This window comes from Luteolibacter flavescens, assembly GCF_025950085.1.
Taxonomy (GTDB): domain Bacteria; phylum Verrucomicrobiota; class Verrucomicrobiia; order Verrucomicrobiales; family Akkermansiaceae; genus Haloferula; species Haloferula flavescens.
Genome location: NZ_JAPDDS010000015.1, coordinates 36,757 through 62,639, shown reverse-complemented (window position 1 = coordinate 62,639; position 25,883 = coordinate 36,757). Strand labels below are relative to the sequence as shown.

The following is a 25,883-nucleotide window of genomic DNA, read 5'->3' as shown; positions in this document are numbered from 1 at the left end:
ACGAAGATCATCATGGCCGACTGGGACGAGCGCTGGCGACAGGGCGACACGCCGTGGGAAAAAGGCTACGCCGCGCCCCCGCTGGCCGAGTATCTGGAAGCCGGGGCGACCACCGCGACCGAGCTGCACCGCGCCCGCCGGGTGCTGGTGCCCGGCTGCGGCAGCGGGCACGATGTCCGGCTGCTCTCCCGCCATGGCATCCCGGCCACCGGGCTGGATCTCTCGCCCGCCGCCGTGGAGCGCGCCCGGCAGGAGCCGCCCGCGGGCGGGGAGGACTACGTCTGTGGGGATCTTTTCTCGGCGGACTGGCGGGCGGGTCGTGAATTTGACGCCGTGTGGGAGCACACGTGCTTTTGCGCCATCGATCCCTCCATGCGCCCGGCCTACGTGCGGGCGATGGCGGAGATCCTGCCGCCCGGCGGGCACCTCGTCGGCGTGTTTTTCCTCACGCCCTGGGACCCCGGGGAGCGGGAGGCCGGGCCGCCCTTTGGCACCAGCCGCGAGGAGATCGTGGCACTCTTCGCCCCGTGGTTCGAGCTGCGCGGCGGCCGGCTGCCGGAGCGGGCGTATCCCGGCCGGGAGGGTCGGGAGTGGCTGGCGGTGTTAGAGCGATGCGCGAACCCCGGAGTTGCGGAGTCCGGTTTGATTGCATAGAATGCGAGGTGTTTCCCGGAATGATGGATTTTCCCTCTGGCCTGCTGTTCGGCGCACTCACCGGTTTGCTCTTGCTGTCCCCCTCGCGGGCGGACGCGGCGCGCCCCTATATCAATGACAAGAAGGTGCCGGAAAACCGCCACGACCTGGAGGTGATCCAGAAGCACGTGACGGACTCCCTGCCTGCGGCGCGGAAAGCCACCGTGTGCATCGACCTCGGCGATGGCTCCGGCAGCGGCGTGGTGGTCAGCGCGGACGGGCTCATCCTCACCGCCGCGCACGTCACCGGCGGCGTGGGGAAGGAATTCACCGTGATCTTTGAAGACGGCCGGAAAGCGAAGGCCGAGTCGATGGGCCTCATTTCCACCACCGACGCCGCCATGGCGCGCATCACCGAGCCTGGCACCTGGCCGTATGTGGAGATCGACCGCGAGGACTCCGCCCACCTTGGCGACTGGGTTTACTCGCTCGGGCACTCCGGCGGCTTTGACAAGGAGCGCGGGGTGAATGTCCGCCTCGGCCGGCTGGTGCAGGTGAAGGACTCGACGGTGCAGTCGGACTGCTCGCTCATCGGCGGGGACTCCGGCGGCCCGCTCTTTGACCTGAATGGCAAGCTCATCGGCATCCACTCGCGCGTGGGCCAGCGCACGCAGGAAAACATGCACGTGCCCGTGCGCGAGTTCCTGAAGAACTGGGACGCGATGCAGAAGAGTGAATTCGTCGGCGAGGGTCCCTTCGCGAAAAAGCCGGAAAAGGGGAAGGGCTTCCTCGGTATCGGCACCCTGCCGCGCGCGGAAGGCGGGCTCAGCATCGACAAGGTCGGCCGCGAATCGCCCGCCGAGAAGGCCGGCCTCAAGTCCGGCGACATCGTTTTGAAAATGGACGGTGTGGAACTCAAGACGAAGGAGCAATTCCAGGACCTGCTAAAGGAAAAGGCCCCGGACGACCGGGTGGCCCTGGAACTGCTCCGCGACGGCAAGACCGAAACCCTCACCCTGCGACTTGGTGAACGCTAAACACCTGGTGAACGCCAGATCCATCGCCGCCGTCCTCCTCCTGGCCACCGGGATGGCCTCCGCCGCCCAGACGCTGGAAACCGCCTACCGGACGAACGGCCAGTCCGTGCAGTCGGCCTTCGATTCCGTGCGCGCGGTGCTGCAGGACTCCAGCGCGGTGATCCAGCGCGGCCGGAAGGAAATCGCCTACGGCACGGTGATGTCCGCCGATGGCTACATCCTCACGAAGGCCAGCGAGATCGGCGATGCGAGCGACCTTTCCATCATCGTCGGCAAGAAGGCGTATCCCGAGCCGCAACTCATCTCCACCGATCCCACATGGGATGTGGCGCTGCTGAAAATCCCGGCCGAGGGGCTGACTCCCGTGCGGCTCTTGCTCGATCAGGCGGAGCCCCCTCGCGGCACTTGGGTCGTGGCGAATGGCGCGACCTCGCGGAGCCTGCGCCGCGTGCAGGTCGGCATCATCGCCGCGAATGCGCGCGAGATCCCCCATGCGGGCGGCCCCGTGCTCGGCGTGAGCTTCGAGGAAAAGGACAAGAAGCTCGTCGTCACCGAAGTGGCGGAAAAAAGCGGCTCGGCCACCGCCGGTGTGACGAAGGACGACGTGCTCCTGCTGCTGGACGGCGACGAGATCACCGGCACCGAAGGCCTCGCCGAGCTCATCGGCGAGTATCACGTCGGCGACGAGGTCACCCTGACCATCGAGCGCGCGGGGGAGAAGAAGGAGCTGAAGGTGGAGCTCAAGGGCCGGTCCGACGTCTTCGGCGAGGAGGTCACCCGGAATGACATGATGAGCGGTGCCTTTTCCAAGCGCCGCAGCGGTTTCCCGAAGGTGATCCAGCACGACATCATCGCGAATGCCTCCTCCATCGGCGGCCCGGTGCTGAATCTCGACGGCGGCTGCCTCGGCATGAACATCGCCCGCGCGACCCGCTGCGAAACCTTTGCCATCCCCGCCAGCGAGCTGAAAAGCATCGCCGAGCGCCTGATGTCGCAGGCGAAGTGACCTGGCTCAAATTGGCCTCTGCCGGAGCAGGTGCCGGGAATCGAGGGCCAGCAGGGCGGGGGCGATGAAATCGAGCAGGTAGAGGAGTGCGATCGCGCCGGTCAATTCGGGGATCTTCTCCGAGTCCCACCACACACGCGCCCATGAGAGCTTCAACTCCATCGCGCAGCGGGCAACCAGGCCGAGCAGCAGGAAGATCATCCCGGACCGGGGAGCACGGGTGATGATGGTGGCCCCGCAGAGGATGAGCGCGTAGGTGGCCGTGACGAGCAGGCCGAGCCCGGTATTTCCCGCCTCGACCAGAGACAGGCCGCGTCCGGGACCATGGGCCACCGAGATTGTCAGGAGCAGCCCCGAGCCCGCCATGGCGAGGTATCTCAACACGGTAGAACCTAGACGGGGATTATTCATCGCGCCCGGTGCTTCTTGAAGATCGCCAGCGTGCGGTCCCGCTCGGCAGCGTGATCCACGCAGGGCAGGGGATAGCCGGGGGCGAGGGGCAGGTTGTTCTTCGGCGGCTCGAGAAGTTTTTCCGCGGGGACCTTTGCCAGCTCCGGCAGCCAGCGCTTCGTGTAGGTGCCGTCCGGGTCGTAGCGTTTCGCCTGCGACCAGGGATTCTGGATGCGGAAGTAGGGTGCGGCGTCCGCCCCGGTGCCCGCGCTCCATTGCCAGCCGCCGTTGTTTGATGCGATCTCCCCGTCCACCAGGTGCTGGAGGAAGAATTGCTCCCCGAGCCGCCAGTCCACGTGCAGGTCCTTCGTGAGAAACATCGCCGTGATCATCCGAACCCGGTTGTGCATGTGGCCGGTGGCGACCAGCTCGCGCATGCCGGCATCCACGATGGGGAAGCCGGTGCGGCCTTCTTTCCACGCTTCGAATTTCTCGTCCGGCTCCGCCCACCACAGCCCGCGCCAGTCGGGATTGAATTCCTCCTCCAGCACATTCGGGAAGTGCCAGAGGATCGCCATGTAGAATTCCCGCCAGGCGAGCTCCTTGATGTACTTCTCCATGCTGCCTTTGGCCTTCGCCGAGCGGGTGGCGGCCATCGCCTCCACGGTCTTTATATACGCGGTGCGCGGGGAAATGAGGCCGAAGCGCAGGTCCTGAGACAGCCGCGAGGTCCCGGCCACGGCGGGGAAGTCCCGCGTCTCCTCATAAGTACCGAGCCGCTCCGTCACCGCCGTCTTCAGCCGGGCCAGCGCCGCCCGCTCGCCCGCCTCGATGATCTCCGCCTCCGGCTCGGCCAGTCCCCAGTGGGAATTGTCCGGCAGCGGCAGCGAGGTGATCCCCGGCGGCGTGTGGAGCGCCTTGGGCTTTGGCAGAGGCTGCGGCTTCTCCAGCGACAGCCAATTCTTCGAATACGGGGTGTAAGCGCGATACGGCTTCCCATCCTGGGTCAGCACCTCGGTCGGACCGTGCAGGGTGACGTCCTGATGCGCGTGGCAGGCGATTCCCAGCCGCGCGGCCATCGCTTCCACCCGCTTCTCCGCCTCCCTGCCAAAGGGATCCGGGTCGCGATTGTAAAAAATCGCCTCCGCGCCCGTCTCCTTTGCCAAATTTTCCAGCTCAGCCTCGGCAGTTCCGGCGCGGACGGTCAGACGCCCACCGATGGACTCCAGATTTTTCGCCAGCGACTCCAGGCAGCGGCAGAGGAAGGCCTGGCGCTTTTCCCCCGTCCAGAGATGCCGTTTTTTCCACCCGCTCAGGATGTAGGCGGGGATCACGGCCCCGGCGCTGTTCGCAGCGTGGTGGAGGGCGGTATTATCGAGGATCCGCAAGTCGCGGCGGTGCCAGTGGATGGCAATGCGGTACGGGAGGGACATGCCGGCTAAGAAAGCCGTGCCCGTCGCCCGTGCAAGCGCGCTGACTGATTCAAGGCGTTCCCAGCAACTTCTCCGCCTTCTTGACGGTCACGTTGCTCAGTCGGCCATTCACCTTTTTCGAGCCTTCGAGAAGCGTCTTGAGCTGGACAAGGGTCTCCTCGGCAGCTTCAAGTGCCTTCCGGCCACCACCGTAGTGCTTGTCCGAAAAGTACTTCGTGAAGGTCACCCCTCCGCGGCTCAGGCACAGCCTCCAACCTTGGAAAGCCGTGTTCTCGTAGGTGAATCGAGTCAGATTGCGCTTCGATTTCATTGCGGGGGCTGTTTCGAGAGCATTCATGTGACACTCTGCCACCGATTCGGTGTCATGGCCACCTCATTTTTGGTTGGGATATGTTAGAGACCATTCAGAATGCCCGAGATATGAGGATTTCCGGGGTTTTAGAGTGTTAAAAAAATTCGTTGCCAATCGTCGGGGGTTCTCCTTTAGTCCCCGCCCGCGCGAGCCCCGACAAGCCGCCGTAGGTCCTCCAGCCACGCCGCATCCGCGCCGTGACCCGCTCGCGGGAGGGAAACCCGGCCACCAAACACGACATGTCCGCCACGAAACTTGCTCGATTCGAGCTTCCGAACCGCCTCGTCAAGCACGAGGACACCGCGACCGAGACCTACGCCCAGTTCACCGCCGAGCCTTTCGAGCGCGGCTACGGGCACACCCTCGGCAACTCGCTCCGCCGCGTGCTGCTCGGCTCCCTCGAAGGTGCCGCCATCACTTCCGTCCGCATCGCCGGCGTGCAGCACGAGTTCTCCAGCCTCCCGGGCGTGGTGGAAGATGTCACGGACATCATTTTGAACCTCAAGAAGGTCAAATTCTCGCACAACGACAAGGAAGCACGCATCCTCACCATCAAGGTCGAGAAGGAAGGCGTGGTCACCGCCGGTGACATCCAGGGCGACAATCTCTACGACGTCGTTAATAAAGACCAGATCATCTGCACCCTCGACAAGAAGGTGAAGTTCGACTGCGAATTCGAAGTCCGCGTCGGCCGTGGCTTCTCCACCGGCGACGAGAACAAGCGCAAGGACCAGCCGATCGGCGTCATCGCCATCGACTCCATCTTCTCCCCCGTCACCCGCGTGAAGTACGCGGTCGACACCACCCGCGTCGGCCAGATGACCGACTATGACAAGCTGGTGCTCGACATCTGGACCGACGGTCGCGTGTCCCCGCAGGATGCCCTCCTGCAGGCCTCCGCGATCCTCCGCCACCACCTGGACGTCTTCGTCAACTACGACGAGAACGCCGTGGACTTCGAGGAGGCGCCGACCGAATCCAACGAGGAGAACGCCGCGCTCAAGAAGCTTCTCAACATGAGCGTCAACGAGATCGAGCTCTCGGTCCGTGCCGCCAACTGCCTCAACAACGCCAACATCACTTCCGTGGGCCAGCTCGCGATGAAGTCGGAGGCGGAAATGCTCAAGTATCGCAACTTCGGCAAGAAGTCGCTGAACGAGATCAAGGACAAGCTTTCCGAGCTCGGGCTCGGCCTGGGCATGTCGCTCGATCCGTCCCTCCTCTCCGGCCCGGTGCCGGCCGTCCGCGGCCCGCGCCTCGGCGTGGAGGAGGATGCCCCGGTGGGCCTTGCCGACCTGATCGCCCAGAACCTCGACGACTAATTAAGAAAGGGACCGCACCCGATGAGACATCGCCGCAATACCACCAAGCTCAAGCGCACCGCCGCCCACCGGCGCTCGCTGCTTGCAAACCTCGCCTGCAGCCTGATTGAGCACGGCCGCATCCGCACCACGCTCGCCAAGGCCAAGGCCCTGCGCCCCGTCGCCGAAAAGATGATCGGTCTCGGCAAGCGTGGCGACCTGCACGCCATCCGCCAGGCCGTCGCCTTCCTCCGCCAGAAGGACACCGTGAAGAAGCTCTTCAATGAAGTGGCTCCTCTCTCGAAGGACCGTCCGGGCGGCTACTGCCGTATCACCAAGCTCGGCGCCCGCATGACCGACTCCGCCCCGATGGCCGTCATCGAGTGGGTCGACCAGCCGGAAGTGGCCGAAGCCGTGGAAGCTCCCGAAGCCGCCGCCGAAACGGCCCCGGCTGAAGAGACCCCCGCCACCGAGGCTGCCGCTCCTGCCAAGAAGAAGGCAACCAAGAAGGCCAAGGCCGAAGCCGAAGCTGACGCCGAGTAATCGGCCCGGTTCCGACAAACTGATTCCAAAAACCCCCGCCGGGAAACCGGCGGGGGTTTTTTGCGCACCTGCATATAAGAAGTTGTTGGACCGCGTAGCGGTCACGGACGGTAGCCGTGGGTTTCAACCCACGGTCATGGGTTCGCCCCGGAAGGGTGTCGCATTGCGACACAGGAACCCGATCTTGGCGGACCGATCTCCGGAAAAGAGACCACCGGGTGCGACTCCGGTGTCACTACGTGACACGATGCACGCCGGCGCTGGAATCCGTGGGTTGAAACCCACGGCTACCGTCCATGACCGCTACGCGGTCTCCGAACCCGAACTCCGAGCCCGGCCTTCGATTCATGATGGGGCGGCAGGGGAACAAGTGATGGAATGAGCGACGACCGGGGCGACAAGAGTCGTGCCGTGAGGCGTTTCCAAGGAGGCGACTTCCTCATCACGAAATGTGTATAGGCGTGGCCATGCCTGATTGAAGATGGAAACGAAAATGCCTCAGTCGCGGAAGCTGTTCCTCCTCGTCGGGTTGATGATCTTCGCCGCTTCCGTCGTTCTCTTCTGGAGATTCATCATCGAGCGCTCCATTTCCGCGATAAAGACGGGAGCGGAGTTTGCCTTGGAGGATGCTGAGCCGGATCTGAGGCGGGAGCTTGGCGCGCGGCTTGGCTGGACAAGCCTGCCGCACGGGAGCGTCGAGAAGGCTTGGGTCCGCGGATTTCAAGATCACACCGCGCTCTATCGCATCCGGCTTTCTCCGGCCGACTTCGCGACCCTGCGTGGTGCCGTGCTGACGAGCACCGCCGAGGATATGAAGGTGGATGATGCGGATGATCTCTCGCTATGCCCGTCCGACTTCGGAACCGCGACGCCTCAGGCTCCGACGGAGACAAGGATTCCGGAATGGTGGGAGGTGCCGCGGCTCAGCTCCTTCGACAGCCTGCTGTGGAATGGCCCCGAGGAGGGATACTGGTTTTGCTATGATGGGCAGCGCGAGATCCTGTTCCTGCTGAGCCGCAACTCGTGAGGGGGATGACGGTTTGCGATCCCGCAGGGCCTGAAGTGAATCCGCCGCCATGACTTGGTTCCTGCTTCGTCGTCCTCGCGGCGTGTGGGCTGTAGTGGTCGGTGATGCCTTCACAGACCTATCTTGAGCCGACCCAGGAATCTGGCCGTGCTTTCTTTTCGCGCCAGATTTCCGGCGGCGTGGTGATGTTGAATCTGCTGCGCTTCCGCGAGGTCGCGGATTACTCGGGTGCGCCGGAGTTGGCACCCGCATCGCCGATCTCCGGCGAGGAGGCGTATCGGCTCTACATGGCTCACACGCTGCCGCATCTGGAGAAGTCCGGCGGAGAGGTCATCTTTTTTGGCCAAGGTGGGGACTTCCTCATCGGCCCGGCGGACGAGCGTTGGGATGCGGTCATGCTGGTCCGTCAGTCGAGCACGGCGGCGTTCCTCGAGTTCGCGTCTAACAAGGATTACCTCGCAGGCATGGGCCATCGTGTCGCGGCGTTGGAAGATTCGCGGCTGCTGCCCATCGTCGAGCGGACTCCCTGACGGCGCTGGTTGGGGTGATCCCGATCCCCGTTTTGCCAGACCATGAGGATTGCGGGCGGTTTTTAATGGGTGGCATGGAGGATGGTACACAGCCGGTCCGGAAGGGATGCATCGTCGCGCTCGTGGCGGTGGTCGCAGGCGCGATCGGCGTGATGATGTGGTCCGGTCACCTGCTGGTGGAGTCGGCCACGGGAAAGGAGCATTCTCCAGCGGAAGCGGAACCCCGGCTCAGGCGGGCGCTGGAAAAGGACTTCCGCTGGACCGGTTTGCCGCCGGGGCGTCTGGAAGGAGCGTGGTTCAGCGGATTTCAGGACCGCCTCGATCTCTACCGAGTCCGGGTGTCGCGCGAGGAGTTCGCGAGTCTCCGGCAGGCGGTTCTTTCGAGTGCTGCGGAGGGGGTGAGGGTGGATGATGCGGACGACCTCTCGTCGTGCCCGTTCGGCTTCGCGACCGCGTGGCCACAGATTCCTGAAGGCTCGGAGATCCCCGCATGGTGGCAGGTGTCGCAGCTTCGTTCTTTCGACAGCTTGCGGTGGCAGAGGTCCGATGGTGGCCATTGGCTTTGCCATGATCCGGAGAGGGAGGTGCTGTTCCTTTTAAGCTACGATGGATGATCGAGGGGACGCCGAGCGGTCGTCTCAGGGGCTAGTAGTCCGGGATTGTTTTCGCGCGGCTTGCCTCGGAGGTTTGCAGTGAGAAGATGCTGACGCCATGGCCTTGACTGCGAGAGCTGAGAAATTGGTCGCCGAGTTGACCGGGGGGAACCTGAAGATGGGGGACCTCAAGAAACGCGGGGCGGAGATCAAGCGGGACCACGGGCTGGCGATGGAGCTCTGGTCCACGGGGAAGTATCACCCGCGTCTCTTGGCGACGCTCATCTTTGACAAGAAGCTGCTCACGGAGGAGGTGATCGATGGCTTGGCGGCGGACATGCTCGGGCATGATGCGGCGGAGCGCTGCCAGCTTGCGGACTGGCTGCTGGCGAACCAACTGATGAAGGACAAGAAGCTCGTCGCGCTGCTGGAGTCGTGGCAGCGGAATCCATCCCCGATCCTGCGCCGCCTCTTCTGGTATCATCAGGCGCGGTTGCGCTGGATGGGGCAGGAGCCTCCGGGGAATGGCGCGGAACTGATGGAAGCGCTGGAGCGCGGATTGGCCGACGAGGAGTCGGAGGTGCAGTGGACGATGAATTTCTGCGCGGGCCAGATCGGCATCCATGAGAAGAAATTCCGATCCCGCTGCGTGAAGCTGGGGGAGGCGCTGGGACTCTACAAGGGCGAGCGGGTGTCGAAGGGCTGCACGCCATCCTATCTGCCGGAATTCATCCGCATCGAGGTGGCCAAGCGGGAATGACGACCATGACTGCCGACGAGAAGCAGGTCCGCGAGACCCATGACACGTGGATCGCCGCGGTGAATGCGGCGGACCTGGGCACCTTGCTCGGGATGGTGACGGACGATCTGGTGCTGATCAATCCGAGCGGGGAACCGATCGGGGTGGAGGGCTTCGCGGGGAAATTCACGTCCGCCCACGGGCAGCTCCGCATCCACTGCTCGAGCGAGCTGGAGGAAGTGGTGGTGGCGGGCGATGTCGCCTACACGCGGAGCAGGGATGCGCTGCGGGTTTCGCCACGGGACGGTGATGGCGAGACGCGGCTGGCGGGATACCGCCTCACGATCTACCGCCGGCAGGCCGATGGCCGCTGGCTCCTCGCGCGGGATGCGCACACGCTGGCCGAGGTGTAGGCGGCGGGCGCAGGGTCAACGGGCCTCCAGCAGCTCCGCGTGGAAATCCATGGAGGGCGTGAGCTCGATGCCGCGGTCGGTGACTTGAATGACCAGGCGATTGTCGCGGGCGATCCGGTTGAGCAGCGCCCAGGCGGAGATGTTGTCGGCCTGGAGATCGTATCCGGCGCTCGTGGAGTCGGCGGTCCGGCGGAGGTGGATGGAGATGCCCCGCATGTGGGGATCGGGTTCGGGATCCAGCTCCCGGACGCGCAGGCGGAGGAAATCGACGGCCTCCTCGACGGTGGTGTTTTCGAAATAGACCTGCGGGATGATGATCGCCTCCAGCATCCCGCGCACCCGGCGGGCGAGGGAGGATTCTTCCCCGTGCGGCGAGTCGGATGGCGCCGACATCTCGTGGCCGACCTGTTGGGGCTGGTGATCGCCTTCGGTTCCGCGGGGATCGCCGGAATCTCCGTAGTAACCCAGCGCGAAGCCGATGCCGAGGAGGGCGATGCCTCCGGCGATGCGGGGAGTGAGATGTCTGCGCATGGCTTGATTCGGGAGGGCTCAGTTCACTGATAAGGTACCGGCTCGTCTCCCGGCAGCGGCGGGGCGTCGGGCGGGATGGGTGGCAGGGTGTCGCCGGCGGAGGTGGGCGGGGTCTGGCCCTGCTGGAGCTGGCGGGTGCCTTCGGCGTGGCGATTGATCTCGGCGGCGCGCCTGGCCTTCTCCTCGTCGGCCTCCTTTTTCGCCTTCTCGGCCTTCTCCTTCTTTTCCTTGGCCTTCTCCTCCTCGCTCTTGCCGAAGGCTTTCTTCGAGGCGTTGTAGCCGGCCTTGCCGACATCGGCGGTGCCCTCGACGACGGCCCCGGCGACGCGGAAGGGGAGCTTGATGAGCCCGCACGATGGCAGGGCGGTGGCCAGCAGGCAGGGAAGCAGCAGTCGTCCGTTCATGGGGCGAGCCTAGCGGGACATTCCGCGGGGGCGAGCGGATTGAAAGTCTTCCGCAGGGGGGCGGGGTCTGCATTAGATCACCGGCGTGAAGGGGACATTGTGGTGCCTGCACGGGGCGGTCGGCCAGGCGGCGGACTGGCAGGGGCTCGCCGTGCCGGGATGGGCGGTGAAGCGCGTGGACCTGTGGCGCTTCCTGGCGTGCTGCCCGATGAGCATGCCGGAATTTGGCCGGGCGCTGAATGCAGAAGCGGTAGCAGATGGGAGATCGCAGATCGCAGATGGCCTTTCATCTGCCATCCACCATCTACCATCCACCATCTCCCGGAACGTGCTGGTGGGCTATTCGATGGGGGCGCGGCTGGGCTTGCATGCGCTGCTGGATGGCGGGCCGTGGGATGCGGCGGTGCTGATCGCGCCAAATCCCGGGCTGGAATCCGGGGCGGAGCGTGCGGCGCGCCGCGAGGGCGATGCGGAGTGGGCGGGCCGGGCATTGTCCGGGGAGTGGGACGATTTTCTCGACGCGTGGAATGCGCAGCCGGTGCTGGCGGGCACGGGAGGTGGCCATCGCGCGCGGCTATCCGTGCACTTCCGGCGGGAGGTGGCGCGGAGTTTCATGGATTGGTCGCTGGGCGCGCAGGAGTCGCTGTGGGGGCGGCTCGGGGAGATCGCGTGCCCGGTGCTGTGGTGCACGGGCGAGCGGGACGGGAAATTCACGGCGCTGGCGGAGCGTGCGGTGCCTGCCCTGAGGCAGGGCGAGCTGTGGATCGCGCCGGGGTCCGGGCACCGGGTGCCGTGGGACGCGCCGGAGGCCTTCCGGGCGAAGCTGGGGGAATTTCTTGAGCGGGCCCTCTCCTGAGCCAAGACTGGCGCCGCCATGTGGAGCCCCGTTTGCGAATTCCAAGACATCCGTTTCGAAACCACCGACGAAGGTCAGATCGCCAAGATCACGATCAACCGCCCGGAGGTGCGCAATGCCTTCCGGCCGCAGACGGTGAATGAGCTGCTGCAGGCCTTTGAGATGGCGCATCAGGATCCGCAGGTGGGAGTGATCATCCTGACGGGCGAGGGGCCGGATGCCTTTTGCTCCGGCGGTGACCAGAAGGTGCGCGGCCACGCAGGCTACGTCGGCAGCGATGGCGTGCCGCGCCTGAACGTGCTGGATCTCCAGAAGAAGATCCGCGGCTTGCCAAAGCCGGTGGTGGCGATGGTCGCGGGCTATGCCATCGGCGGCGGCCACGTGCTGCACGTGGTGTGCGACCTCACCATCGCGGCGGACAATGCGCGCTTCGGCCAGACGGGGCCAAAGGTGGGCTCCTTTGACGGCGGCCTCGGCTCCAGCTACCTCGCCCGCATTGTGGGTCAGAAGAAGGCGCGCGAGATCTGGTACCTCTGCCGCCAGTACGACGCGCAGCAGGCGCTCGACATGGGCCTGGTGAATACCGTGGTGCCGCTGGCCGAGCTGGAGACTGAGACGCTGAAGTGGTGCCGCGAGATGCTGCAGCACTCGCCGCTCGCGCTGCGCTGCCTGAAGTCCGCGCTGAATGCCGACTGCGACGGCCAGATGGGCCTGCTCGACCTGGCGGGAAATGCCACGCTGCTCTACTACATGAGCGAGGAGGCAAAGGAGGGGAAGCAGGCCTTCGTCGAGAAGCGCAAGCCGGACTTCTCGAAGTTCCCGCGCGTCCCTTGAGCCGCGGCGGCTTTCACATCCCGGTGCGGCGGGCGAGCGTCACAGGCTCCCTTTCGCCCCGGGATTCCATTCGCTGCGGGTCAGCACGCCGTTGTCGTCGCGGTCGAGCTTGGTGAATTTCTTGATGACCGCCGCGGGCTTCGTCTGCGGGGAGAAGACGGTGGCGTATTCCTCCACCGTGAGGCTGTCGCTGCCGTCCTGATCCGCGAGGGAGAATTTCGCGGAGGCGACCACTTTCACCGTCTTGTTCTTGCGGGTACTGAAGGCGAGCCACTCGGCGAGCGAGACCAGCGAGTCCTCGTCGGTGTCCGCCAGCAGGAATGCGGCGCGCGTGTGGATGAAGGGCTTCTTCTGGATGTGCAGCGCGGCGAATTCCGCGAGGCTGAGCCCCTCCACCTCATCGGCATCGCCTTCGATGAATGCCGCCCATGCCTTCCCCTCCACGGTAGTGGCGCGATAGGCGAGCCATTCCTCCAGGGATACCTGGCCGCTGCGGTCGCTATCGGATTTCTTATGCGCGGCCTTGATCTGTCCTGCCGGGGTATTCGTGGCGAAGGTGGTGGTGAATTCCGGCAATGACAGTCCGCCGGAGACATCGATGTCTGCGGTTATGAACTTCGTCGTGTCATCGATGGGTCCGTGTTCGTGTCCTTCGTGGGCGAAGAGCGGGAGCGCGGATAAGATCAGAAGCGGGAGGGCCTTGGTCATGCAGGCTAGGTGAATATCATAGTGGCGTTGAAGGCAATGCTGCATCGGTGCATTTCATTGGAAGCGTGCCGTTTGCAATATTTCGGCGGCTTGTTTATGCGGGCTAACAGTTAGGCATAGGGGATATTCCCAGAGTGGTAATGGTGTGCGGACTCATTGACGGATGTTTGGGTGGCTGATAGAAAAGAGACTCCCTTCCACCCTCCTCGATTCCTCCCCGGGTCTTCTTTTCCCCCTCCATGGAAAAGACTGAGCATCGTTGTGGCTGGCCGGGTTTCAGAAATTGAACGTCTAACAAACCGATAGATGAAAACCACGAAACCATCGCTTGTTCAGTCAGTGTCGGCAGCGCTCGCGCTATGCGGCGTCGCCAATGCTCATATTGTCGCCCTTGGATGGGAACAGGTGGGTCCCGGAACCCTGCGGTTCCACGCCCTTCATTGGCACGGTGCCAGCGATCAGGATGTCTCCCTCGGAGCCCTGATCTTTGACGGCGTGTCCTATCCCTTCACCTCCGCCCTGCAGAATACCCCGGTGATCTCGGGCTTCGACGGTGGTCTGGTGAATTCCGAATACGCGAGCTACACGCCGGGCTCCGGCACCATCACCACCACCCAGAATGGTGTCGATGACTGGCTCATCGTGACCATCAGCGGCATCGGCCGCGGCGACCACACCGTCACGGCGGACTCCGGCCCGGGGCAGCTCACCGAGTGGACGCTGGACGGCGGCATCACCGACGTCGGCATCATCGTCGGCGGTGGCCTGGATGGCCCGGTGACTTCCTCCGTGGCCTCCTCGACCATCGGCCTGACCCGCAGCATGACTCGCGACGTGGGCAACCGCCTCTTCCGCATGCGCACCGGCATCCGCCCGGAGACCCCGCAGGCCGTGGCCGCACCCAGCTACAGTGCGAAGGGCGGAGCCAAAGGCGGCTCGGCGAAGGGCACCGACATTGTGACCTACAAGACCTGCCCGTGGGAGGTCTATGGCCAGATCTACTACACGCATGACGACCAGGATGCCCAGTTCACCCGCACTCCCGGCGTGGTCGGCGGGCCGAATGGCGGCCTGCTGATGCTGCACCCCGGCACGAAGAGCGAGATCTTCGGCGGCAATGTCGGCATCGACTACGAGATCAACAAGAACTGGGCCGTGGGCTTCGCCGTGAGTGCTGCCAAGACGGACATCGATCTCGGCAGCGTCGGTGACGTGGACGTGGATTCCTGGGCGCTCATCCCCTACGTCTCCTATTACCAGCCATCCGTCTTCGGCTCCGCGGACTTCTACGCGGACCTGATGTATGCGTATGGCGACCATGACTACGACCTGTCCTCGGGCGGCGTCTTTGGCAGCACGGATGGAAATACCCATCAGCTCGAGTTCACCACCGGGCTGAATTTCCGGAATGGCGGACTGGTGCACGGTCCTTACGGCGTGGTCCGCTGGATCGACGGCGAGATCGACGCGCATGCTTTCTCGGGCGGCTTCGATACCGACCTCGAGTCCGTCGCGACGCAGCTCGGCTACCAGGTGTCCTACCCGGTCTCGATGGGCTCCGGCACGCTGGTGCCGCAGGCGCGCGTGGCGTGGGAGCATGAATTCGAGGGCGACCTCGGCACCGTCGGCGGCGTGACGCTGGGCGAGGTGGACGAGGACATCGCCGTCCTTGGCACCGGCATCGGCTACTACCTCTCCTGCGGGTGGAATGTGGTGCTCGACTACGAGGCGCGCCTCGGCAGCGAGAGCCAGTCGCACTACGTGGGGCTGAAGGCCGGCTACGAGTTCTGATCCTGCCGGCACGGCTTGAAACGATCCTGCCCGCCCCGGTGACTTGCCGGGGCGGGCTTTTTGTTTGCGTGGCCGGGCGGGGCCGGGCTTGTTCCCGGGCGTGATCGCGCCGCTGCTGCTCGCCACCCGCCCGAAAACCCTGCCCGCCGCCATCGTGCCCGTGTGGGTGGGTTGCGTGCTGGCGTGGAAGCTCACGGGGAAATTCAGTCTGCCGCTGGCGCTCGCCACTGTGGGCGGTGCGGTCTTCATCCAGATCGCGACGAATCTCTTCAACGACGCGATCGACGCGGCGAAGGGCGCGGACACCGAGCGGCGCACCGGCCCGCAGCGCGTGACGGCCACGGGCCTGCTCTCGCGCACCACGGTCATGACCGGCGCGGCGGTCTTCCTCGCGCTGGCGATCGCCTGCGGCGTGGTGCTGTGGCAGGCGGCCGGGTGGCCCATGCTGGCGATCGGCATTCCCTCGCTCTACCTGGCGTATGGCTACACGGGCGGGCCATTTCCGCTGGCGTATCGCGGGATGGGCGAGCTTTTCGTGGTCCTTTTCTTCGGCCTGGTCGCGGTGTGTGGCACGGTCTTCGTGCAGACGCTGGAGTGGCGGCCGGAGGCGCTGCTGCTCGGCGTGCAGGTCGGCCTGCTCTCCGCAGTGCTGATCTCCATCAATAACCTGCGCGACCGCGAGGAAGACAGCACCACGGGCAAGCGCACGCTGGCCGTGAGGCTGGGGCCGAAGCCCGCGCGGCTGATCGTGTGGATGGAGGTGAAGCTGGCGGCCTTTGCCGGTCTCGCGTGGTTCGTCTTCGACCTGCCGTGGCTGGTGCTTGCTTCCTTCCCGATGCTGAGCCTCGGCATGCGCCTGATCTGGGGCGCGCTGACGATGCCGGAGGGCCGCGGGATGAATCGCCTGCTCGCGATGGCCGCCGCGCAGCTCGTCGCCTTCGCGATCCTCTTCCATATCCTCGCGGTGAAACTCTGAACTCACCTGACCCATGTCCACGCTGCTCTGGTACTGGCACTATCGGCTGAAAAGCCCCCGCGGCCTGAATGCGCGGTCCTCGCGCGGCGAGATCGAGGGGATCCTGGTGAAGGACGCGGACGGCGGGCACGCGTGCATCCAGCCGTGGACCGAGCTGGGCGATCCTTCCCTGCAAAAGTGCCTCGATGACCTCGGCGGCGCGCGACGCTGGCCAATCGTCCGGCGTGCGCTGCGCTGCATGGAGATGGATGGCGCGGCGCGCTCGCTGCCGGACCCGCTCTTCGACGAGCTGGATGTGCCGCAGAGCCATGCGACGCTGGCGGGCTGCGATGTTGCGATGCTGGAGCAGGCGGTGGCTGCGGGCTTCACCACCATCAAGCTGAAGTGCGGCCGGGATCTCGCGCGTGAACGGGAGTTCCTGGCCGGTGCCTTCGCGAGTCATCCCGCGCTGAAATGGCGGCTCGATTTCAATGAAGCGGGCGAGGCGGACGAGCTTGCGGCCTGGCTGGCGTCGCTGGCCATCGAGGACCGCATGCGGATCGATTTCCTGGAAGACCCCTGTCCCTTCTCCGAGGCGAAGTGGCGTGACCTATTTCTGAAGACCCGCGTGCCGCTTGCCGTGGATCGCGAGGCCGCACCGCATCGCGCCGATGCCCAGCACATGGTGATCAAGCCCGCCGTGGATGAGCCGTGGCTGCTCGCGGAGGCGGCGCAGGGATTTGGCCAGCGCGTCGTGGTGACGAGCTACATGGATCACCCGCTCGGGCAGGCATTCGCGGCGTGGGAGGCGGGGCGGCTGGCGCTGCAATTCCCCGGGCTGGTCGGGCTGTGCGGCCTGCAGACGCATCATCTCTTCGAGCCGGATGCCTTCACCGAGGCGCTCGGCCCGTGGACGCCGGACTTCCACGCGCCGCCGGGGAATGGCTTGGGCTTTGACGACCTGCTCGGGAAGCTGCCATGGAAACGTCTCGCCTGATCCGCCCGGACTTCTGGGAGAGCGACGCGCCCGTGATGATGGGCGGCGGCCCGGAGGCGGACGTGCCGGGGCTGGTCTTTTTCCGCACGTCCGGCAGCACCGGCACGCCGAAGTGGATCGGCCTGAGCCGCCGCGCGCTGATGGTGTCCGCGGCGGCGGTGAACCGGCATCTCGACGTCACGCGCGACAGTTGTTGGGCGCTCACGCTGCCGGTGGATCACGTGGGTGGCTTCGGCGTGGTGGCGCGGGTCTTTGAATCGGGCTGCCGGCTGGCGGAGTACGGGCGGAAGTGGGATGCCGCGGAGTGTGCCGCGTGGCTCGGCGAATGCGGCGCGACCCATCTCTCGCTGGTGCCGACCCAGGTGCACGATCTCGTGGCGGCCGGGCTGCGTGCGCCTGCGAGCCTGCGCGCGATCGTCGTGGGCGGCGGCGTGCTGGCCGAGTCCACGGGACGCGCCGCGCGCGAACTGGGCTGGCCGGTGCTGGCGAGCTTTGGCATGACGGAGACGTGCTCGCAGGTGGCGACGCAGCCGCTGGAAGTACTAGATTCACCGTACCATCCGCTGCCCATCCCGCTGCTGCCATGCTGGGAGGCGCGGGTGGATGGTGACGGGCGCATCCTGCTGAAGGGTGACGCGCTCTTCAGCGGCATGCTCGTCCATGGCGATGGCGGATGGAAGTACGAAGAACGTAGTAGCGAGTGGCACGTCACGTCCGACTCCGGTCGGGTGGAGGGCCGCGATGTCTTCCTCACGGGCAGGGCGGACGCGCAGGTGAAGATCCTGGGCGAGCTGGTGGATCCCGTGGCGGTGGAGGCGGAGTTGCTGACGCTTTCGTCACGCAGGGACTTCGTGGTGACGGCCATCCCGGACGAGCGCGCGGGGCACCGGCTGGTGCTGGTGCACGAGGGCGGGGACGAGGCTTTCGCGGAAGCGCTGGCCGCTTATCATGCGGCGTGCGCCGGCTTCCGCCGTATCTCGCGGTGCGTGGCGGTGGAGCGCATCCCGCGCAGTCCGCTGGGCAAGCCGCTGCGCAAGGAGCTGTCACAGATCGTGGCAAATCTGGTGCTTTGAGATTGCCAAAAGCAGGACGCCGGAGAATAGTTTAAGAGTCTTGATCAAAAGACCTCTCCACTTTTTGCCGCCGCGTGGTGGCTTGCCAGAGACCGGTGGCGGACCGGTGCTCAGCCCCTCTTTCTCCGCCCATCCCAAAACCAAACCAGCCATGCTCCATCGTGCCGAGGACGTCCAATCCCGCTTGATCGAAATCCAACCTGGAGGCGGTGTTTCCAGGAAATCCAACGGAGCGGGCAAGCAACGATCACAACCCGGTGACCTCGGACTGAAGGCACCGAACCAGACGTCGAAGAGCTTCGTGCTCGATACGAACGTGCTGCTGCACGACCCGGCGTGCCTGGGTCGCTTCACGGACAATCATATCTGTATCCCGGTGGACGTGCTCGCCGAGCTCGACCGCTTCAAGACCGAGCAGAGCGAGCGCGGTGCGAACGCGCGGAAGGTGCACCGCAAGCTCACGGAAATGTTCTCCTGTGCCAAGCGCGTCACCGAGGGCGTGGAGACGGATGGCGGCGGCTCGATCCGCCTGGTGATCTACGATCCCGCGCTGTGCCCGAAGAACTCGGAAATGTTGCAGCGCTTTCACCGCATCTTTCCGGACAAGGAGCGCGTGGACCACCGCATCCTCGCCTGCACGCTGCTGCTGATGGCCTACAACAAGGCGCCCGTGGTGCTCGTCACCAAGGACCTGAACATGCAGCTCAAGGCCCGCGCGGTGGGCATCGACTGCCAGGACTATCTCAATGACAAGGTGGATGCCCGCGAGGTCTCCAGCTACGATGTCCGTCGTATCGAGGTGGAGGGCATGGAGATGCAGCGCTTCGCCAGCTCCGGCGAGCTGGAGATGGATGGCGACCGCATCGCCGAGCTGGTGCTGAACCAGTATGTGCTGCTGGAAGCCGGGGAGCGCCAGACGATGCCCGCGCGCATGACCACCGGCGGCAAGCTGGTGCGCCTGCAGATCCCGGAGGCGCTGAAGATCCAGGACGGCACCGCCCTGAAGCCGATGAACCTCGGCCAGCGCTGCCTGATCGACGCGCTGCTGAATCCCGATATCTCGATGGTGACGTGCTACGGCCAGGCGGGCACCGGCAAGACGCTGGTGGCCGTGGCCGCGGGCCTGCACGAGATGTTCAACCGCCGCTACAATGGCCTCACCGTCAGCCGCCCGGTGGTGGCGATGGGCGAGCAGCTCGGCTTCCTGCCCGGCACGCTGGACGAGAAGATGCGGCCGTGGCTCCAGCCGATCCACGACGCGCTCGACCTGCTGATGCGCCCGGCGACGCCGCTGGGCCCGCGCCGCAAGCAGCCGAAGAAGGAGGGCGGCGAGGGCGGCGGCCCGGTGAAGAAGCCGTGGGAGCTGCTGATGGAGCAGGGGATCATCGAGGTGGAAGCCCTCGCCTACATCCGCGGGCGCTCGATTCCGAACCGCTTCTTCGTGCTGGATGAGGCGCAGCAGCTCACCCCGCAGGAGGCGAAGACGGTGGTGACGCGCATGTCACGCGGCTCGAAGCTGGTGATGCTCGGCGACCCGGCACAGATCGACAATCCCTACGTGGACAGCCGCAGCAACGGCCTCGTTTACACGCGGAACCGCCTGAAAGGCCTGCCATTCGTCGCCCACGTCTCGCTGAACCGGGGCGAGCGCTCCGAATTGGCCGATGCGGGGGCACAATTGATGTAATTTTCGCGTCTGCGGGGGCGTTGAAAAGCGCCCCCGTTGACATGGAATCCGGGCAGGCTTTTAATCTTCCCGATGTCGCCTTGGCTCCGCCGCTGTCTGGTTTTCGTTCCGCTCCTCATGGCCGGAGGCTGTGGCATGGTGCCGGAGCAGCGGGGCTGGCGGGATGAGCTGGCCATGCGCACGTCGCAGCTCGGCTACCGGAACTGGATCGTGATCGCGGAGGCTTCCTTCCCCGCGCACAGCCGCTCCGGGGTCCGCCAGATCACGGCGGACGCGGAGATCCCGGAGGTGGTGGACGAGGTGTTGCGGACGCTGGAGCGCACCGAGCACGTCACGCCGCGCATCTACGTGGCCCGCGAGATGCGCTCGGTGGAGAATGACTACGCGCCGGGCATCGAGGACTTCCGCAAGCGCCTGCAGCCGGCGATGCACGCGCACGAGACCACGGAGTTGGAGCAGCAGTCGCTGATGACGCTCATGGAGGACTCGAACAAGACCTTCGAGGTGCTGGTGATCCGCACGCCGACCGCGCTGCCCTACACCAGCGTCTTCATGGAGCTGCAGCCGGGCTACTGGAATGCCGACTCCGAGTCCGCGCTGCGCGAAAAGCTGGAGCGCCAGCGGATGGAAAAGCTGGCCCGCCCGATTCCCTGAGGGCAGTCTGCCGCCGCGATGAACAAGACCGAGGAAATCCGGATCGAGCGCGAGGCCGCTTGGATCGGCGATGCCGTGCTGGCGCTCTTTGCCCGCTCGTGGGTGCTGAAGGAGCGCGGGACGATGGATGGCGAGTGGTTCACGCGCCTGACCTCGAATGGCTTCCTCAGCGCCTTTGGCGCGCCGACCGCCGTGGAGGCGAAGATCGGCAAGATCTACCGCGAGCAGGGCCTCGACGCCGCCTTCGCCTGGATGGATGCGGAATTCATCCCCGTCTTCCGCAAGCAGATGGCGAAGCGCTGAGTGCGCAGGGGGCCGAGGCTGATTTTTGAGGTCGGCCTTTCGAGCGGGTCGGGGCATTCATGCCACCGCGAAAGGACGCGAAATCCCGCGGAATTTTTGGATCGGGATTTTCTTCCTGCCTTTCAGATTTCGCGCCTTTTCGCGTTTTTCGCGGTTCGGTCTTTTGCTGGAAGATCGGGGGCGCGGCGGTTCAGGGTGAACGCGCTACGGAACGAAGATGACGGTGCCTTCCACGGGCTTGAGCTCGCGCTTCGGAGCGACGGTCTTGCCGGTGTCGCCTTCCTCGATCCACACGAAAAGCCCGTCGCTGGTCCAGTCGCCATTCACGGCGTAGCGGACTCCCGGGCGGGCGCTGAAGTCGATGGTCGTGCGACTCGTGGCCAGCTTCGCCACGCCGACATAGCGGGTGGTATCGGCGCGGACCATGATGCGGTTCGTGCCGGTCTTCACGGGGAATGCTCCCTGGTCCGCGCGCTGTTTGGGCTTCGGAACCACGCTGCCATTGATGCCCTCGGGCCAGACGGTGAGGGTGCTGCCCGCGCCGGTTTGCCTGAAGGTCCCATGGATCGCCGCGCTGCCGGACGACGTGATGGCGGCGGCATTCTCCATGCGGTTGTCCGCACAACTGGCAAGCAGGAGGCCGAGCGCAAGGGAGGGGAGGAGAAGAATGGAACGAGTCATCTAATCATCATCTGATGCTTTCCGTGGGGCAGAGGCAAGTCGCGAAGTGGGAAGGGATTGATCCGCGGGCACAGCGATGCTTGGATGAAGTCGTCGCATTTCCGATGAGCAAGCGTCAGGTCATTCTCCTTGTCGGAATCCTCGCGGTGGCGGGTGCGCCTTTCCTGCTGCCGTTCTTCATGCCGTGGAGTTCCGTCAATTGCCGGGACGTCGAGATCGACGTGAACTCCGGCAAGAAGCGCGAGTCCCGCTACCTCTATGGCATCCGCGTGGGGCGCGAGGTCTCCGGGACGCTCCTCTCGGCGGAAGTCGCTGACGAGGGAAAGCCGGAGCGTTGGGTAATGGTGAACAGGTTCGGTCCTTACTTGGGACACTCTCCCCACTACCTATTTCACTCGGCCTTGCACCAAGTGCAGCAGTTGGCGTTGATCTGGGACATCGGTGATTTCGATGCCGCCGGGCGGCAATCCTCGGGCAGGGGATTGCTTCGCGAGTGGCAAGCCACCGGATCGGACGCGAGCGCCGATGGCTATCTCCGGCGACTTTTCGAAAGCACGAGGGAGACCGGCGACCTATAGCGACCGTCCCTTCGTCAGTCTCCCTGCCATCCACAGGGCGATGAAGGCGATGGCGGCGGAGACTCCGGCGAGCATCCAGACGCGCTCGTCATCGCCCGCGTGGAAGCTGCGGTAGATCGCGAGCGGGATGGTCTCCGTGACCCCGGGGATGAGGCCGGCGACCATCATGGTCGCGCCGAATTCCCCGAGCGCGCGGGCGAAGCCGAGCACGATGCCGGCCGCGATGCCGCGGCGGGCGAGCGGGATGCTCACGCGGGTGAAGACCTGCCACGGTGTCTTGCCCAGCGTGGCGGCGGCTTCTTCCAGGTGGCGCGGCACTTCCTCGAAGGCGGTGCGGATGCAGCGCAGCAGCAGCGGGAAGGCCATGATGGCCAGCGAGAGCACGACGGCCTTCCACGTGAAGATGACCTCCACTCCCCATTGCTCGAGCAAGCCGCCGAAGGGACCTTTCTTTCCGAAGAGCTTCAGCAGCACCAGGCCGGTCACCACCGGGGGCACCACCATCGGCAGCATCACCAGCGTCTCCACCAGCGCCTTCCCCGGCCACTGCTTGCGGGCGAGGCACCAGCCGAGCGCGAGGCCGAGCGGCAGTGCCGCGACGACCGCCGCCGCGGAGACGCCGAGCGTGAAAAGGATGAGCCTGGTGTCTTCCGCCGTCATTTAGTCCTCCGCCAGCCCGAACCCGCGGGCCGCGAAGATCTTCGACGCTTCTTCGGATTTCAGGAAGCCCGCAAATTTTCCCGCCTCGTCCGCCTGCTTCGTCCCGGTGCAGACGGCCACCGGGTAGATGACCGCGGGGGACTCGCTGGCGGGCACGGTCCACGCGATCTTCACCTTCTTCGAGATCGCGGCGTCGGTCTTGTAAACGATGGCCGCGTCGGCATTCCCGGACTCCACGGCGGCCAGGGCGGCGCGGACATTCTCGCTGCCGATGCACTTCGGGCCGATGCTGTCCCAGAGCTTTTGCCCGGTCAGCCACGTCTTTGCATACACCCCGGCCGGGACCGCGGCGGGATCGCCGATGGCGATGCGCTTGAAGTTCGCGAGGTCCTTCCCGGAGGTGACCGTGGTGGCGGACTCGGCGGGCACGACGATGACGAGCGAATTCGTGAGCAGCTTCGTCACGTCGCGCACCAGCTTTGCCTCCTCCACCTTCTTCATCGTGGCCTCGTCCGCGGAGATGAAGACATCGAGCGGAGCGCCTGCCTCGATCTGGCGGGCGAGCACGTTCGATCCCGCGAAGGCGGGCGTCACCTTTGTCCCGTGGGCCTTTTCATAAGCGGCGGCGATTTCCGTGACGGTCTCCGCGAGGCTGGCGGCGGCGGCGACGCGGAGCTCCGCGGCGGTGGCGGCCAGCGAGGCGAGCAGCAGGAGGAGCAGGGCTTTCATGAAGCGGGGGCGATGGCGCGGGTGAGGATGAGTTGCTTGACCTGGCGGATCCACCGCGAGTGGCGCAGATCATCGCCGGCGACCACCATCAGCGGGCCTTCGTATTCATCCAGCGGTTTTCCATCCACCTGGTCGGCCAGGATGATGTTCTGCTTGCGGAAGGAGGCATCCAGCTCCGCCAGCGAGTAGGCGACCTGGTAATTGTCCGCCGCGGTGAAGAGCACCACGCGGTTCATCTCCGCGCCGCGCAGGGTATCGCCTGCGGGTGCGCCTGCCAGCTTCAGCACCTCCGCGAGCGGGATGCCGGAGAAGCGCTTCTCCTTTCCATCGCGGGCCTTCGCCGTGATCTCCACGCGCGGCAGCTTCGCCAGGGCGGCGGCGTCGAGTTCCTTCCACTCCTTGCCATCGTGCAGGCGGAGCGAGGGCGCGGCGGTGAGCGGGGCGATCAGGCAGATCGCGGCGAGGGTGAGGAGCGGTTTAAAATTCATAGCGAACATCGGCGAAGAAGGTGCGGCCTGGTTCGGGGAATCCGTCGTCGAGCTGTTGGTTGCGATCAAGCAGATTGAGCACGCCGAAGCCGAGCGTCACGTCGGCGGGGAGCTTTGCCTCCGCCTTCACGTCCACGGATGCGTAGGTGCCCACTCGCTTGCCGGTGCTGGCGACCTCGCGCGAGTCCGCCCAGGTGAAGGACGGGATGAGGCGGAAGCGCTCGTGCAGGTCCAGCTTCGCGAAGAGCAGCAGCTCGTGCTCGGGGACATTGATGATGCGGATCGCGGGGTTCGTGCGGTTCTCCGCGGAGATCCACGCGTAGTTGAAGCCCGCCTGCATCGTGTCGGTGAATTTCGACGCGGCGGCGAATTCGAAGCCGCGGTGCTCCACCTCGCCGACATTCCGGAGCTGGAAGAGCCCGGCACCTCCCGGGGTGAAGGCGACATTGTCCACGCGCTGGATGGCATCGTCGATGCGCGAGTAGAAGAGTCCGGCCTCCCACTGGAAGCGACCTTCATTCGCGGTGCCGCCCAGCCCGAGGTCGAAGTGGTTCACCGTCTCGGGATCGAGATTTGGATTCGGGATCGCCTGGCCGAGGCGGTAGGAGTAGCGGTCCTTGATGGTGGGGAAGCGGCTCTTCTGCGCGAAGCCGACGTGGCCCTCGAGGGAGTCGGTGAATTCCTGGCGATAGACGAGCTGTGGATTCCACGAGGAGTTCTTCTCGCCGGTGAGGCCGAGGCCGGTATTCGTGTCCACTGCCTCGCGGATCCTGCGCCAGTCGTGGCTGATGCCCGCGGTGAGCGAGCCGCCCTGGCCGAAGTCGTACTCCGCCTCGAAGCCGACCGATGCGGTCTCATCCTCGAAGGTGAAGACCGGCTCGCCCGGCTCCGTTTCCTCGTGGTGGTCGCGCTGGTAGTGGATCGCCGCGGCGAGGCGGACGTTTTTCAGCGAGCGGTTCTCGATCGTCGCGGAGGCACCGGCGATCCAGTCGTCGTAGTAGGAATTGAAGGCATAGCCGCGCGTCTGGTCCGAGTAGGTCGCGTCGTCGTAGGAGCGCAGCAGGTTCTGGAAGGTATCGTAGTGCCACTTCGTCTCCAGCGTGGTGTCCGTGCCGAGCGAAGTACGAGTGAGCACGTAGATGGTGTCCTTGTCCCAATACGGCCACTGCCAGTAGCGCGGTGCCACGGTGGGATCGTAGCCGGCGTAGGGCGGCGTGCCCTTCTCGCCGCGCTGGCTGCGGAAGCCGAGCACGTATTCATCATCCACGGCGGGCGTCCAGGCGATGCGGCCGGAGGCGTGCCAGTCCTCGCTCCACGAGTTGTTCCTGCGGCCGCCGTTCTCGGTCGGGCGCGGGACGAAGTCATCCGAGAGCGGCACGCCGCTGCGCTGCTGCCACGAGAGGTCGAATTGCCAGTAGAACTTTTCCTCGCGTCCCCCGGCACTCAGGCCCGCCTGCCAGCCGCCGCCGGAGAAGGCACCGGCGTGGACCTCGCCCTCCAGCTTTTCCGTCGGGCGGCGCGTGAAGACATTGATGAGGCCGCCCAGCGCATTCGGCCCCGCGAGCACCGGGCTGATGCCCTTCGCCACCTCGATCTCGCCAGCGCCCGGCATGGCGAAGCGGCCGAGGTCCGCATAGCCGTCATAGGGGACGTAAACGGGGATGCCATCGATGTGCAGCGGCACCTGCCGCAGGTCGAAGCCGCGCACCGTGACCATGCTCTCCGAGCGCGCGCCCATGCGGGTGAGGCTCACGCCGGGCAGCAGGTCCAGCGCCTCCGCCAGATTCCGCCGCTCGAAGTCCTGCACCTCCTCCGCGGTGAGCCGGTGGGTGATGTCCGGCTTCATCGACTCCACGACGAGTTCACCGAGTTCCGTATCGACCGCGGACGCCGCCATCGGCGCGAGGCACAGCAAGGGGAGTGCTTTCATCGGATGCGACGAAAGCACCGTCGTTAT

At 65.4% G+C, this 25,883-nt stretch carries 31 protein-coding genes; 20 read left to right on the top strand and 11 right to left on the bottom strand.

The features are described from left to right. Positions 1–12 precede the first annotated feature (12 nt). Genes OKA04_RS20805 through OKA04_RS20795 form a run of 3 tightly spaced genes read left to right on the top strand, consistent with a single transcriptional unit; the run spans position 13 to position 2,676 of the window. Positions 13–654 carry a methyltransferase domain-containing protein gene (locus tag OKA04_RS20805; protein WP_264503144.1) on the top strand — a complete coding sequence of 214 codons (642 nt, stop codon included), beginning with the start codon at positions 13–15 and terminating at the stop codon, positions 652–654. 23 nt (positions 655–677) lie between these two features. Then, a complete protein-coding gene (locus OKA04_RS20800) occupies positions 678–1,670 on the top strand; it encodes a S1C family serine protease (protein ID WP_264503143.1) in 993 nt (330 codons plus the stop codon). A 7-nt stretch (positions 1,671–1,677) separates the two neighbouring features. Beyond that, on the top strand, positions 1,678–2,676 hold the full coding sequence (locus tag OKA04_RS20795) for a PDZ domain-containing protein (protein WP_264503142.1): 999 nt from the start codon (positions 1,678–1,680) through the stop codon (positions 2,674–2,676). 6 nt (positions 2,677–2,682) lie between these two features. Here the strand turns inward: OKA04_RS20795 and OKA04_RS20790 are convergent, their stop codons facing one another. From OKA04_RS20790 to OKA04_RS20780, 3 genes are read right to left on the bottom strand one after another with little or no spacing between them, the layout of a single operon-like run. Continuing rightward, positions 2,683–3,087: a hypothetical protein gene (locus tag OKA04_RS20790; RefSeq protein WP_264503141.1), complete on the bottom strand. Its 405-nt coding sequence runs from the start codon at positions 3,085–3,087 to the stop codon at positions 2,683–2,685. Then, on the bottom strand, positions 3,084–4,499 hold the full coding sequence (locus tag OKA04_RS20785) for a cryptochrome/photolyase family protein (protein WP_264503140.1): 1,416 nt from the start codon (positions 4,497–4,499) through the stop codon (positions 3,084–3,086). The genes OKA04_RS20790 and OKA04_RS20785 overlap by 4 nt, the downstream gene beginning before the upstream one ends. 49 nt (positions 4,500–4,548) lie before the next feature. Further along, positions 4,549–4,809 carry a hypothetical protein gene (locus OKA04_RS20780; RefSeq protein ID WP_264503139.1) on the bottom strand — a complete coding sequence of 87 codons (261 nt, stop codon included), beginning with the start codon at positions 4,807–4,809 and terminating at the stop codon, positions 4,549–4,551. A 281-nt stretch (positions 4,810–5,090) separates the two neighbouring features. Here OKA04_RS20780 and OKA04_RS20775 point away from each other — a divergent pair, with 281 nt between their 5' ends. From OKA04_RS20775 to OKA04_RS20745, 7 genes are all read left to right on the top strand, one after another. Then, positions 5,091–6,173 (top strand): DNA-directed RNA polymerase subunit alpha, encoded by a 1,083-nt coding sequence (locus OKA04_RS20775; protein ID WP_319800628.1) that lies wholly within the window; start codon positions 5,091–5,093, stop codon positions 6,171–6,173. Between the two features lie 21 nt (positions 6,174–6,194). Further along, a complete protein-coding gene (rplQ, locus tag OKA04_RS20770; protein WP_343226918.1) occupies positions 6,195–6,695 on the top strand; it encodes a 50S ribosomal protein L17 in 501 nt (166 codons plus the stop codon). A gap of 532 nt (positions 6,696–7,227) precedes the next feature. After that, positions 7,228–7,722, top strand: a complete 495-nt coding sequence (locus tag OKA04_RS20765) for a hypothetical protein (protein ID WP_264503137.1) — start codon at positions 7,228–7,230, stop codon at positions 7,720–7,722. A 104-nt stretch (positions 7,723–7,826) separates the two neighbouring features. Continuing rightward, a complete protein-coding gene (locus OKA04_RS20760) occupies positions 7,827–8,252 on the top strand; it encodes a DUF1330 domain-containing protein (RefSeq protein ID WP_343226917.1) in 426 nt (141 codons plus the stop codon). Between the two features lie 74 nt (positions 8,253–8,326). After that, a complete protein-coding gene (locus OKA04_RS20755) occupies positions 8,327–8,866 on the top strand; it encodes a hypothetical protein (RefSeq protein ID WP_264503135.1) in 540 nt (179 codons plus the stop codon). Positions 8,867–8,963: 97 nt separating this feature from the next. Then, on the top strand, positions 8,964–9,605 hold the full coding sequence (locus OKA04_RS20750; protein ID WP_264503134.1) for a DNA alkylation repair protein: 642 nt from the start codon (positions 8,964–8,966) through the stop codon (positions 9,603–9,605). Between the two features lie 5 nt (positions 9,606–9,610). Further along, positions 9,611–9,997: a YybH family protein gene (locus OKA04_RS20745; protein ID WP_264503133.1), complete on the top strand. Its 387-nt coding sequence runs from the start codon at positions 9,611–9,613 to the stop codon at positions 9,995–9,997. 15 nt (positions 9,998–10,012) lie between these two features. Here OKA04_RS20745 and OKA04_RS20740 read toward each other — a convergent pair whose 3' ends face one another. Both OKA04_RS20740 and OKA04_RS20735 read right to left on the bottom strand, forming a co-directional pair. After that, a complete protein-coding gene (locus tag OKA04_RS20740; RefSeq protein ID WP_264503132.1) occupies positions 10,013–10,528 on the bottom strand; it encodes a hypothetical protein in 516 nt (171 codons plus the stop codon). Between the two features lie 23 nt (positions 10,529–10,551). Continuing rightward, positions 10,552–10,932 carry a hypothetical protein gene (locus OKA04_RS20735; protein ID WP_264503131.1) on the bottom strand — a complete coding sequence of 127 codons (381 nt, stop codon included), beginning with the start codon at positions 10,930–10,932 and terminating at the stop codon, positions 10,552–10,554. An 85-nt stretch (positions 10,933–11,017) separates the two neighbouring features. On the opposite strand from OKA04_RS20735, the gene OKA04_RS20730 reads away from it, so the two are divergent. Together OKA04_RS20730 and menB are read left to right on the top strand one after the other, a co-directional pair. Next, positions 11,018–11,788: an alpha/beta fold hydrolase gene (locus OKA04_RS20730; protein ID WP_264503130.1), complete on the top strand. Its 771-nt coding sequence runs from the start codon at positions 11,018–11,020 to the stop codon at positions 11,786–11,788. An 18-nt stretch (positions 11,789–11,806) separates the two neighbouring features. Next, the gene (menB, locus tag OKA04_RS20725; RefSeq protein ID WP_264503129.1) at positions 11,807–12,622 is read left to right on the top strand and encodes a 1,4-dihydroxy-2-naphthoyl-CoA synthase; all 816 of its coding nucleotides are present in this window, start codon (positions 11,807–11,809) and stop codon (positions 12,620–12,622) included. A gap of 39 nt (positions 12,623–12,661) precedes the next feature. Here menB and OKA04_RS20720 read toward each other — a convergent pair whose 3' ends face one another. Next, positions 12,662–13,330 (bottom strand): EF-hand domain-containing protein, encoded by a 669-nt coding sequence (locus tag OKA04_RS20720; protein ID WP_264503128.1) that lies wholly within the window; start codon positions 13,328–13,330, stop codon positions 12,662–12,664. 495 nt (positions 13,331–13,825) lie between these two features. On the opposite strand from OKA04_RS20720, the gene OKA04_RS20715 reads away from it, so the two are divergent. The 7 genes from OKA04_RS20715 to OKA04_RS20685 all read left to right on the top strand — a co-directional run bounded on the left by OKA04_RS20715 (position 13,826) and on the right by OKA04_RS20685 (position 20,790). Beyond that, positions 13,826–15,121 carry an autotransporter outer membrane beta-barrel domain-containing protein gene (locus OKA04_RS20715; protein WP_264503127.1) on the top strand — a complete coding sequence of 432 codons (1,296 nt, stop codon included), beginning with the start codon at positions 13,826–13,828 and terminating at the stop codon, positions 15,119–15,121. A 100-nt stretch (positions 15,122–15,221) separates the two neighbouring features. Further along, positions 15,222–16,097: a 1,4-dihydroxy-2-naphthoate octaprenyltransferase gene (gene menA / locus OKA04_RS20710; RefSeq protein WP_264503126.1), complete on the top strand. Its 876-nt coding sequence runs from the start codon at positions 15,222–15,224 to the stop codon at positions 16,095–16,097. Positions 16,098–16,110: 13 nt separating this feature from the next. Next, positions 16,111–17,073, top strand: a complete 963-nt coding sequence (locus tag OKA04_RS20705; RefSeq protein ID WP_264503125.1) for an enolase C-terminal domain-like protein — start codon at positions 16,111–16,113, stop codon at positions 17,071–17,073. Continuing rightward, the gene (locus tag OKA04_RS20700) at positions 17,055–18,146 is read left to right on the top strand and encodes an AMP-binding protein (RefSeq protein WP_264503124.1); all 1,092 of its coding nucleotides are present in this window, start codon (positions 17,055–17,057) and stop codon (positions 18,144–18,146) included. The genes OKA04_RS20705 and OKA04_RS20700 overlap by 19 nt, the downstream gene beginning before the upstream one ends. A 151-nt stretch (positions 18,147–18,297) precedes the next feature. Beyond that, positions 18,298–19,833 carry a PhoH family protein gene (locus OKA04_RS20695; protein WP_264503123.1) on the top strand — a complete coding sequence of 512 codons (1,536 nt, stop codon included), beginning with the start codon at positions 18,298–18,300 and terminating at the stop codon, positions 19,831–19,833. A 117-nt stretch (positions 19,834–19,950) separates the two neighbouring features. Continuing rightward, a complete protein-coding gene (locus tag OKA04_RS20690) occupies positions 19,951–20,487 on the top strand; it encodes an RbsD/FucU domain-containing protein (RefSeq protein WP_264503122.1) in 537 nt (178 codons plus the stop codon). Between the two features lie 18 nt (positions 20,488–20,505). Beyond that, positions 20,506–20,790 (top strand): ribonuclease III domain-containing protein, encoded by a 285-nt coding sequence (locus OKA04_RS20685; protein ID WP_264503121.1) that lies wholly within the window; start codon positions 20,506–20,508, stop codon positions 20,788–20,790. A gap of 204 nt (positions 20,791–20,994) precedes the next feature. Here OKA04_RS20685 and OKA04_RS20680 read toward each other — a convergent pair whose 3' ends face one another. Further along, a complete protein-coding gene (locus OKA04_RS20680) occupies positions 20,995–21,471 on the bottom strand; it encodes a hypothetical protein (protein WP_264503120.1) in 477 nt (158 codons plus the stop codon). 104 nt (positions 21,472–21,575) lie between these two features. Here OKA04_RS20680 and OKA04_RS20675 point away from each other — a divergent pair, with 104 nt between their 5' ends. Next, positions 21,576–22,049 (top strand): hypothetical protein, encoded by a 474-nt coding sequence (locus OKA04_RS20675; protein WP_264503119.1) that lies wholly within the window; start codon positions 21,576–21,578, stop codon positions 22,047–22,049. Here the strand turns inward: OKA04_RS20675 and modB are convergent. Genes modB through OKA04_RS20655 form a run of 4 tightly spaced genes read right to left on the bottom strand, consistent with a single transcriptional unit; the run spans position 22,044 to position 25,856 of the window. Beyond that, positions 22,044–22,709 carry a molybdate ABC transporter permease subunit gene (gene modB / locus OKA04_RS20670; RefSeq protein ID WP_264503118.1) on the bottom strand — a complete coding sequence of 222 codons (666 nt, stop codon included), beginning with the start codon at positions 22,707–22,709 and terminating at the stop codon, positions 22,044–22,046. The genes OKA04_RS20675 and modB overlap by 6 nt on opposite strands. After that, a complete protein-coding gene (modA, locus tag OKA04_RS20665; protein WP_264503117.1) occupies positions 22,710–23,438 on the bottom strand; it encodes a molybdate ABC transporter substrate-binding protein in 729 nt (242 codons plus the stop codon). Beyond that, a complete protein-coding gene (locus tag OKA04_RS20660) occupies positions 23,435–23,926 on the bottom strand; it encodes a molybdopterin-dependent oxidoreductase (RefSeq protein ID WP_264503116.1) in 492 nt (163 codons plus the stop codon). Before OKA04_RS20660 ends, modA begins: the two co-directional genes overlap by 4 nt. After that, positions 23,916–25,856, bottom strand: a complete 1,941-nt coding sequence (locus OKA04_RS20655; RefSeq protein ID WP_264503115.1) for a TonB-dependent receptor plug domain-containing protein — start codon at positions 25,854–25,856, stop codon at positions 23,916–23,918. The genes OKA04_RS20660 and OKA04_RS20655 overlap by 11 nt, the downstream gene beginning before the upstream one ends. Between the last annotated feature and the right edge of the window lie 27 nt (positions 25,857–25,883).